Consider the following 10,057-nt stretch of genomic DNA (forward strand, 5'->3'; position numbering starts at 1 on the left):
CCGGGCGTGGCCGTCTCCGGTGCCGCCGGTGGCGGCGTGGGCGGCGGCCGCGTTCAGCGCCTGGGCGGTGGCGCGGCGCTCGGGGCCGTGCGGGCGCAGCAGCCCGGGCGCCATGCCGACCAGCCAGGACCAGACGCCCGCCACCGCGGCCAGCCCCACGTGGGCCGGGACCTCGCCGAGGGTCTGCGGGGCGAACAGGGAGGCGGAGCTGATGAAGGTGAGGATGACGTTGCCGGGCGGGCCGATGCGGGTGGCGTCGCACAGCACCTTCTGCACGGCGGCCATCAGGGCGCCCACGGTGACCAGGACGACCGGATCGGTGGTGAGCGAGGCCGTGACGAGGGCGAGGGCGAGTCCGCCGACCATGCCGAGCACCACCCAGGCCAGGGCGCGGGCCCGGGCCGCGTAGGGGCGGTTGTGGGCGTACAGGGCGCACAGCGAGCCGGCCATCGTGTACATGGCCAGGTCGAGCCGGCCGAGGAAGAGCAGGGTGAGGTTGGGCGGGGCGACCGAGGCGACGACGCTCAGGGCGGGTTTGAACCAGATGTCCGAGGGGCGCCCGAGCCGGAGTACGCCGGTGAGCGGGAGCCGCCGGACGATCCGGCCGGCGGGGGTGGGGGTCGCACTGCTCATGACGAACAAGTTTAGCAGGTGTTTTACCAGTAAAGCATATCCGGGGCCCGGCGGTGACCTGCCGCGCTCCGACGAATGCTCCCCGTGTGCCCCTTTACGCCCGTCTGCACTCCGCGTGCCGCGGGCATCGCTTGACCGACGGCCTGCCGCCCGGCGGCGGCCGGGGCCCGTCGGACGGGGAGGTGGGGGGTGCACGGATCGGTTGCGGCCGGCTGGCTGCTGGTGGCGCTGTGCGCGGCGACCGGGGCGTACTGCCTGCTGCGCATGCGCAGCAGCGTCGAGGAACAGCGCCGGGCCGCGGGCGGTGAGGCGCTGATGGGCTTCGGCATGGCCGCCATGGCCGTGCCGGCCGCGGTGTTCACGCCACCCGCGTGGGTGTGGTCGGCCTACACGGTGGTCTTCGGGGCGGCCGCGCTGCACGCACTGGGGGCGGTGTGGCGGAGTCCGCACCATCTGCACCACCTGATAGGCGCGTCGGCCATGGTCTACATGTCGGTGGTGATGGCCGTCTCGCCCGGCTCCCACCACATGCCCGGCGGGGCGGGAATGCCGCTGGTCACGGGCGCGCTGCTGCTGTACTTCGCGGGCTATGTCCTGCTGTCCGGCGCCCGGCTGGTCCCTGCCGGGGCGGTGGCCGGGGGCACCGTGGGCGGGGGCACGGGGTGGGGCGACCGGCCGGAGCTGGCGCGGGCGTGCCGGCTGTCGATGGGGATGGCCATGGTGGCCATGCTCCTGGCCATGTGAGACGGCACCCTCTGGGACGGCACAGGGCGGGGCACGGCGCGGGATACGGCGCCGTGGTCTGTGTCACTTTGCCGCGTGGAGCCGTACCCCTGGACAGTCGGCCGCTCATAGGGTGTTCGCATGATGGTCCCCGCGGTCCTGTTGCTGATCGGCGCCCTCACCGCCGTCGCCGCCCCTCGGCTGCTCGCCCGGGCCGGGGCCGACTGGCCGGACCGGGAACCGGTGCTGGCGCTGTGGGTGTGGCAGTGCGTGGTGGCCGCGGTCCTGCTGTGCTGCGTGCTGTCGATGACGCTCAGCGCCGCGGCCGCCTGGCAGGAGGTGCGCGGCCATGTGTTCGCCACGGCTCCGCACGGGGTGGTGGAGGCGTACGCGTTCGGCGCGGCCGGGGTCTGGGCACCGGCCGCCGCGGTGACGCTCGCGTGCGGCGGGGTGTGGAGCGCGGTGATGCTGGTCCGCGAGGTCGTACGGGCCCGGGCGCGGCGGCGCCGCCGGCGTGCCGAACTCCTCGTCCGTGCCCCGCTGTTGCCCGGTGAGGAGCCCGGCAACGACCGGCTCGTCGTACTGGAGGGCGAGCGGCCGGACGCCTGGTGGCTGCCCGGCCCTTCGCCCCGGCTGGTCATCACCACGGCCGCGTTGCGACGGTTGAAGGGACGGCAGTTGGACGCCGTCCTCGCGCACGAGCAGGGCCACGCGCGGGCCCGGCACGACTGGCTGCTGCACTGCTCCTCCGCGCTGGCCGGCGGCTTTCCCCAGGTGCCGGTGTTCGCCGCGTTCCGCGACGAGATGCACCGGCTGGTCGAACTCGCCGCCGACGACATGGCCTCGCGCCGTTTCGGCCGTCTGACGACCGCCCTCGCCCTGGTCGAACTCAACGAGCACCGGGGCGTGTTCGGTCCCTGCCCCGCCCCCGGGGCCCAGGTCCCCGAGCGGGTGCACCGCCTCCTCACTCCCCCGGTCCGGCTGACGGCGGCCCGCCGGCTGCGCCTGACGGTGCTCGCGTCGCTGGTCCCGGTGGTGCCGGTACTGGTGGCGTTCGTACCGGGGTTGAGGGCGCTGGGCTGATCTGCGGTCCCGGCGGCGATCGTCCGAAACAGGTGGTCCGAGCGGCCGAATCGGGTGATGATCACCTCATGACTGCCGTACTTTTCGACTTCTCCGGGACTCTCTTCCGTATCGAGTCCACCGGGTCCTGGCTGCGTGCCGTGGTGGACGAGGCGGAACTCATGATGGACGAGCGTGAGTTGGCTGAGAAGGCGCGAGCGCTGGAGGAGGCGGGGGCGCTGCCGGGCGGTGCGTACCCCGTGCGGCTGCCCGAGGAGCTGGCCGGACTGTGGGAGGTCCGGGACCGTAGCGCCGAGCAGCACCGGGCCGCGTACACGGGCCTCTCCCGCCAGGTGCCGCTGCCGGACCCGGCGTTGCACGACGCGCTGTACGACCGGCACATGACTCCGGCGGCCTGGGCGCCCTACCCGGACGCGGCCGAGGTGCTGCGCACGCTGCGTGAGCGCGGGGTCGGCGTGGGCGTGGTGAGCAACATCGGCTGGGATCTGCGCCCGGTGTTCCGCGCCCACGGCCTCGCCCCGTACATCGACGCCTATGTGCTGTCGTACGAGCACGGCATCCAGAAGCCGGACCCGCGCCTGTTCGCGGCCGCCTGCGCGGAACTCGGCGCCGATCCGAAGGACGTGCTGATGGTCGGCGACGACCGCCGTGCGGACGGCGGCGCGGCGGCTCTGGGCTGCGGGGTGCACTTCGTGGACCACCGGCCGGTCACGGACCGGCCGGACGCGCTGCTGCCGGTGCTCGGCCTGGTCGGCCGAGCGGCCTGAGCGAACGCCGGACACGCGCGAGTCCGCCTCGGACGATCCCCCGCGTCGCCCGAGACGGACGGCAGCCCGAGCGGACCCCGTTGCCGGGGCCGGTGGGCTCGCGCCGAGTATAGTTGGCTGGCAGCCAGTCAATACAGGAGTTTCGCATGTCTCCGCGCAGCGCCTCGGTCAATGAAGAGTTGCGGCGGCGCTCCCGGGAGCGGCTTCTGCAGGCGGCGGTCGAGCTGGTCGGCGAGCACGGGTACGACGCGACGACGCTCGGCGCCATCGCCGACCGCGCAGGGGCGGCCCGCGGCCTGGTCTCCTACTACTTCCCCGGCAAGCGCCGGCTGGTGCAGTCCGCCGTGCACCGGCTGATGCACCGCACGCTTCAGGAGGCGCTGGAGCGCGAGCCGTGCACCGAGGACGGCCGGGAGCGGCTGGCGCGGGCCATCGACGCGATCCTGGGGCTGGCCCGGGACCGGCCGGTGCTGATGCGGCAGCACATGGCGGGGATCCTGGAAGCGGAGGGCTTCGTGCAGTGCCCGGAGCAGCAGCGGCTCTCCCAGCTCCTGCGGGACACCGTCGCCCGGCGCGGTTCGGCGGACGTCGACGCCGACTACCCGATGCTGCGGGCCCTGCTGATGGGCGCCGTCTACGCGGCGCTGGTGCCCGGGGCTCCGATGCCGGTGCCGGTGCTGCGGGCGGAGCTGTTCAAGCGCTACCGGCTCGACTGGGACATGGGCCTGCCGCCCGAGGCCCAGCCGCCCGGTGGATCCCGCGACACCGACCTGTCCCGCTTCTTCGCCACCGACCGGCGCCCGGAGCACCCGCCGGAGCGGTAGTCCGGCAACTCCAAAGCCGTGGTCCGGCAGTCGGCGTACGGCTCTCGTCGGCGCGACACGCGGGCGGTCCCGTGCCGCCGGTCTCCCCCGGCGGGCCGCTTGGTGCGATGCTGGAGCCATCAGCGACCTCCTCCGATCCGCCGGGGTAAGGAGTTCCGCCGTGCTGCGTGTCGCCGTCGTCGGCTCGGGGCCGAGCGGGTGCTACACCGCTCAGGGCCTCGTCCAGCAGGACCCCTCGGTGCGCGTCGACGTGCTCGACCGGCTGCCGTGCCCGTACGGGCTGGTGCGCTACGGCGTGGCGCCGGACCACGAGAAGATCAAGTCCCTGCAGAACAACCTGCGTACGGTCCTGGAGCACGAGCGGGTCCGGTTCCTGGGCGGCGTGCAGGTCGGTGGCTCCGGCGGGCTGCCCGTCGGGCGGCTGCGGGAGCTGTACCACGCGGTGGTGTACTGCGTGGGCGCCGCCACCGACCGGCACCTGCGGATCCCGGGCGAGGACCTGCCGGGCAGCTGGTCGGCGACCGAGTTCGTCTCCTGGTACAGCGCCCACCCCGACGCCGTGGACGACGGTTTCGTCCGGGGCGCGCGGTCGGCCGTCGTCATCGGCGTGGGCAACGTCGCCGTGGACGTCACCCGCATGCTGGCCCGCGGCGCGGCCGAGCTGAGCCGCACCGACATGCCCGAGGGCGCGCTGGCCGCGCTCGCGGCGAGCCGGGTGACCGAGATCCACATGGTGGGCCGGCGCGGCCCCTCGCAGGCCCGCTTCACGACCAAGGAGCTGCGCGAGCTGGGCGCCCTGCCGGACACCGACGTCGTGGTCGACCCGGAGGAGCTGGCACTGGACCCGGCGTACACGGACCCCTCGGCGCTGCCCGCCGCCCAGCGCCGCAACATCGAGGTCCTGCGCGGCTGGGCGGCGGCGCCCGCGAGGGGCGGCGCCCGCCGGATCCGGCTGCGCTTCTTCCTGCGCCCCGCCGAACTGCTCGCCGTGGACGGCAGGGTGGGGGCGTTGCGGCTGGAACGTACGGCGCCGGACGGGCACGGCGGCGTGACCGGGACCGGGCGGTACGAGGACATCGCGGCCGATCTGGTGCTGCGCTCCGTGGGATACCGCGGGGTGCCCCTGGACGGGCTGCCCTTCGACGCCGCCACCGGCACCGTGCCGCACCAGGGCGGGCGTGTCCTGCGCGACGGGGCCGCCGCGCCGGGCGAGTACGTGGCCGGCTGGATCAAGCGGGGCCCCACGGGCGTCATCGGCACCAACCGGTCCTGTGCGAAGGAGACGGTCACGTCGCTGCTGGCGGACGCGCCCGCGCTCGTCCGCAGACAGGTCCCGGACGACTCCGTCCCCGCCCTGCGCGCCGAGGGCGTCGAGCCCGTTCCATGGGCGGGCTGGCTGGCCATCGAGCGAGCCGAGGCGACCCTCGGCGCGTCCCTGGGCCGCGGCGTGGTCAAGCTCCCGGACTGGGAGTCCCTGCGCGCGGCGGCACGCAGCGGGGCCTCGTAGGGCCGGTCGCCGGACTCCGCCTGCCCGCGGCGCTCCCCCTCCCCGGCCCGGCGACTGGGATGTGCCCAGGGACACACTCCCCGAGCTCTTCGGGCGGGACCCGTTCGAGGGGCACCGGTGCCGGGCCCGCTCCTGGGGCAGACGGCGGAATCCTGTGGTCCGGCAGCCGACGGTACGACGGAAGCCCGCCAGACGGTACGACGGAAGCCCCCCACCGGGGCCCGGCCGGACCGAGCCGCCGGGGCACTGCGGGAGTCCGGTGCCAGGATCTGGCGCAACCGGCCACCGTGCTCGCATCCGGTCGGCCCGGCCGGCGACGGCGCGACCGGAGCCGGGCACCAGGACCTGGCGAAAACGAGCCCCCGGCGGCAGGTGGCCGCCGGGCCCGCCTCAGGGGCGGCCCGGTTCCAGGGGCTCGTTCTTCGGGAGGAGGCGGACGACCGTCTCCTCCAGGCGGGGCAGGGCCCGCTGGCCTGCCAGGGCCAGGGCGATCGCCGCGGCGACACCGGTCCAGGCGAGTGGGCCGAGCGGGGTGCAGCCCAGGGATCGGCTGACGCCGGGGATCTGGATCAACGCAACGAGGGTGACCGCGGAGCCCAGGGACGTCATTCGGACCAGTGGACTGTCGCGGCGGTCGAGCAGGGTCTGGGCGAGCTGGGTGCCGACCACGCCGCACAGGGCCATCGTGCTGGAGCGGCGGTTGGTGCCGGGGGTGAAGCGGCCGATCAGCCAGGCCGTGAGCGCGCCCAGACACGTGGTCAGGGCACGGTGGCGGATCTGCCGGATCAGCGCATCGCCCAGGACCCCGCCCGCCACGTCCTCCGGCTCCGCCGACTGCCCCCGCTCGCCGTCCTCCTTCGGGGTCACCGCCACCGCCATCGCCGGGAACAGGTCCGTGAACAGGTTCACCAGGAGCATCTGGCGCGTGGACAGCGGCGCGGTGCCCGACAGCAGCGTGCCGAGGAGGCCGAAGCCGACCTCGCCGGCGTTGCCGCCGATCAGAATGGCGATGGCATCGGCGACGCTGTGCCACAGGGCGCGACCCTCGCCGACCGCGTCGATCAGGACGGTCAGATCGTCGTCGGTGAGGACGATGTCGGCGGCGTTGCGCGCAGCCGCCGAGCCACGGGCGTTGATGCCCACGCCGATGTCTGCGGCGCGGATCGCCGCGGCGTCGTTGGCTCCGTCGCCGACCATGCCGACCACCCGGCCCGCGTCCCGCAGCGACTCGACGACCTGCAGCTTCTGTTCGGGCGCGACCCGGGCCACGACGCCGGCGTCCCGCAGCATACGGGCCCGGCCCGAGCGGTCCGCGGCGGCGAGTTCGTCCCCGGTGACCACGGTGGTGTCCTCGGGCCAGCCCAGTTCGGTGGCGATCGCCCGGGCGGTCTGCGGGTGGTCGCCGGTGAGCATGACCGGTCGTACGCCCTCTTCGTACAGACCGCGCACCAGGGCCATGGACGTCTCGCGGGGTACGTCCGACAGCGCCAGCAGGCCGATGAACTCCAGCTCCCGCAGCTCTTGTTCGAGTACGTCCTCGATGTCCTCGTGCTCGTCGAGCCGTCGCTGCGCCACCGCCAGCACGCGCAGTCCGTGCCCGGCCAGCGCGCGCGAGGCGCCGGTGACGTGGGCCGGGAGGTCGGCGCAGGCGGGCAGGACGGTCTCGGGGGCACCCTTGACCACGAGCACGCGGGGGCCGTCCGCGGCACGTCCGACGCCGGCGGCGTATCCGCGGGCGGCTTCGAAGCCGAGTTCGTCGAGCTGTACCCAGTCAGGGTCGGGGCCGGCCGCGTCGAGGACGGCCTCGTCGGTGGCGTGCACCGGCCGGTCGGAGCCGCCGTTCAGCCGCGGGCAGGCCCGCGCGGCGGCCCGCAGCGTGTCGGCGGACGCCGCTTCGCCCACCGGGTGGACCGTCCCGGCGGCGTCGGACGCCCGCACCACGCGCAGCCGGTTCTCGGTGAGGGTGCCGGTCTTGTCGAAGCAGACGGTGTCCATCCGGCCCAGCGCCTCCAGCGTGCGCGGAGACCGTACGAGGACGCCGTCGCGGCTGAGCCGCCGGGCCGCCGCCAGCTGCGCCACCGTGGCCACCAGCGGCAGGCCCTCGGGGACGGCGGCCACGGCGACGGCCACACCGCCGCTGACCGCCTCGTGAACCGGGGTGCCGCGCAGCAGCGCCAGACCGGTCACCCCGGCACCGCCCGTCAGTGTGAGCGGCAGGGCCTTGCGGGTGAGTTCCTGCAGCCTGGCCTGCACGCCCGCGGCCGGGAGCGTACGGGCGGCCAGGTGCACGGCACGGGCGGCCTCGGTGTCGTCCCCGGTGTCGACCACGACGGCCCGGGCCTGCCCGGCCACCACGGTCGTGCCTTCGAAGACCATGCAGAGCCGGTCGGCGACCGCCGCGTGCGGGGTCGGGTCGGTCTGCTTCTGCACCGGCAGCGACTCCCCGGTCAGCGCCGACTCGTCGACCTCCAGGCCGTCCTCCCACAGCAGCCTGGCGTCGGCGGGCACCACGTCGTCGCCCTTCAGCTCGATCACGTCGCCGGGGCGCAGCTTTCCGGCGTCGACCGTACGGGTGCCGCCGGCCGGGGCCTCGTTCTCAGGGGGCGCGACGCGTGCCTTCTGCTTCTGTCCGGCGACCAGCCCGGACAGCGCCCGCTCGGCGCGCAGCCGCTGGACGCCGCCGACCAGGGCGTTCAGGTCGAGGGCTCCGACGACGAGCAGGGCGTCCACCACGGAGCCGAGGATCGCGGAGGCCGCCGAGCCGACGACCAGGACCGGGGTGAGGGGGTCGTGCAGTTCACCGCGCACGGCCTGGCCGAGGTCGTAGGTCCAGCGGGCCGGGGCGAGGGCAGGGTGCCGGGTGAGGCGGCCGACGGCCTTGCGGACCTGTCCGGTGGCCTGCTCGAACGGGGTCGGTACGGCGGCCGGCTGGTGCTCCAGCCGGTCCTGGGCCTCGTCCGGGTCGAGTTCGTGCCAGTGCACGCGCGGATGTGGGTGCGGGGCGCGGGCCGACGCCACGCCGAGGGCGGCGCGTGCCCCGGACAGCAGGGCGATGGCCGCGGCGATGTCGACCGGTGCGTGCCGCAGTCCCGGCAGCACGGCGTAGCGCCCGCGCCCGCGCCCGCCCCTGGACTCGCCGACGGCCACGAGCAGCCCGGACAGCGCGGCGCCGGACCGGGCGAGGGTCTGGGCACGGTGACCCACCGTGCGGGCGGCCGGGACGGCGGTCAGCACCCGCCACACGTCGGGCAGTCCGTGCAGGGCCATGATGTCCGCGCCCCAGACGACGGCGGCGCCGTCGTCCGTCAGGGCGACGGCGATGTCGCTGCCGCGCAGCCCGGCCAGGACGTCGTGGTCGTCGGCGGACCGCACCCGGGCGACGGTGATGACCGCGCCCTCCCCGCCGCGCAGCCCGTACACCACGTCGTCAAGGGGGCGCCGGGCGTCCACGACCTGGTCGGCGAGGGCGGTGAAGTCCTCCAGGGCCGGGTCGTCCATCACGACGACCCTGAGGCCGGCCCGGCGGGACGCGTCCAGGACCGGCTCGGCCCACGGGTCCGCCTCTCCGGCGTCGGTGCGCAGCGCGCTCGGGTGCAGGACGACGGTGCCGGCCATCTCCAGCTGCCGCAGCCGCTCGGGGTCGCGGACCAGCACTCCGGTCCGGGCGAGCGTGGTGCTGAGTACGGCGTGGAAGGCGGCGGGTCCGTAACGCGCGGCCTTGGGCGAACCGGCGAGCACCGCCTCGGCCGCCTCGGCCGCCTGCCGCTTGACCAGCAGGGTCACCGCCGCGCCCAGCAGACTGCCGGCGGAGGCGTGGTCGGCGTACTCCTGGGCCGGCGTGACGCGCAGCGGCGGACGCGCGGAGACGTCCGTGGCCACGCTGGTGCGGTGGGGTGCGCACAGCTCGTCGTGGACGGCGTCGAAGGCGGCCGAGCGGGCCACCGTGTCGCCCAGCTGGCAGGCGCGCAGCATCCCGTCCAGCACCAGCGAGGTGGGGGTCTGGCCGGCACCGTGCGCAGCCGCGTTCACCCAGGCCAGCAGGAGTTCCATACGGGGCCTGCCCAGCCGGGCGCGCAGCCAGGCTCGAACGCGCGGGTTCTCCCGCAGCAGCGTCACCGCGGCGGTCACCATGCGGGGCGAGGGGGACAGGCGCAGGGAGTAGGCGGTGAGTCCCGCGGCGATGCCCACCGCGTCGGCGGCGAGCGTGGCCGCGGCGGCCCGCACCCCGGCCGGGTCGGCGGGATGCGTCACCTCCTCCGGGTCGCCGCCCGCCAGGAGCAGCCCCTGCCGGGCGGCGAGTTCGGTGGCGTGGTCCACGACCTCGTCGGCGGCCTCGTCCTCCGCCACGGTCACGACGAGGCGCGCGAGCCCCTGGTCCCAGTAGGCGAAGAGCACGTCCGGCCGCTCGGCCAGCGCCGCGGCCATGCGCCGGGCCAGGTGCTCCGTCCCGCCCGCGCGCCGCACCCGGTCCGGGTCCGCGGGCCGCAGCGCGAGGTGCGCCCGCGCGCCGGACCGCCAGT

6 protein-coding genes and 1 pseudogene are annotated in these 10,057 nt (G+C 75.3%); 5 read left to right on the plus strand and 2 right to left on the minus strand.

Translation table 11 applies throughout. From position 1 onward, the window contains the following. A pseudogene (locus tag DEP02_RS32210) lies at positions 1-633 on the minus strand (FUSC family protein); the annotation flags it as partial. 189 nt (positions 634-822) lie between these two features. Here DEP02_RS32210 and DEP02_RS32215 point away from each other — a divergent pair. From DEP02_RS32215 to DEP02_RS32235, 5 genes are all read left to right on the plus strand, one after another. Next, positions 823-1,377 carry a DUF5134 domain-containing protein gene (locus tag DEP02_RS32215; protein WP_112471211.1) on the plus strand — a complete coding sequence of 185 codons (555 nt, stop codon included), beginning with the start codon at positions 823-825 and terminating at the stop codon, positions 1,375-1,377. Positions 1,378-1,497: 120 nt separating this feature from the next. Continuing rightward, positions 1,498-2,439: a M56 family metallopeptidase gene (locus tag DEP02_RS32220; RefSeq protein WP_112471212.1), complete on the plus strand. Its 942-nt coding sequence runs from the start codon at positions 1,498-1,500 to the stop codon at positions 2,437-2,439. A 68-nt stretch (positions 2,440-2,507) separates the two neighbouring features. Further along, a complete protein-coding gene (locus DEP02_RS32225) occupies positions 2,508-3,206 on the plus strand; it encodes an HAD family hydrolase (protein ID WP_112471213.1) in 699 nt (232 codons plus the stop codon). Between the two features lie 146 nt (positions 3,207-3,352). After that, complete coding sequence (locus DEP02_RS32230) at positions 3,353-4,030, plus strand: TetR/AcrR family transcriptional regulator (protein WP_112471214.1); 678 nt, start codon at positions 3,353-3,355, stop codon at positions 4,028-4,030. Between the two features lie 160 nt (positions 4,031-4,190). Further along, positions 4,191-5,537, plus strand: coding sequence for an FAD-dependent oxidoreductase (locus DEP02_RS32235; RefSeq protein ID WP_112471215.1), 1,347 nt, complete (start codon positions 4,191-4,193; stop codon positions 5,535-5,537). A gap of 390 nt (positions 5,538-5,927) precedes the next feature. Here DEP02_RS32235 and DEP02_RS32240 read toward each other — a convergent pair. Continuing rightward, the coding region (locus DEP02_RS32240; RefSeq protein ID WP_232839377.1) for a cation-translocating P-type ATPase at positions 5,928-10,057 on the minus strand (4,130 nt) is incomplete at its 5' end.

The organism is Streptomyces triticisoli (genome assembly GCF_003270085.1).
GTDB lineage: Bacteria > Actinomycetota > Actinomycetes > Streptomycetales > Streptomycetaceae > Streptomyces > Streptomyces triticisoli.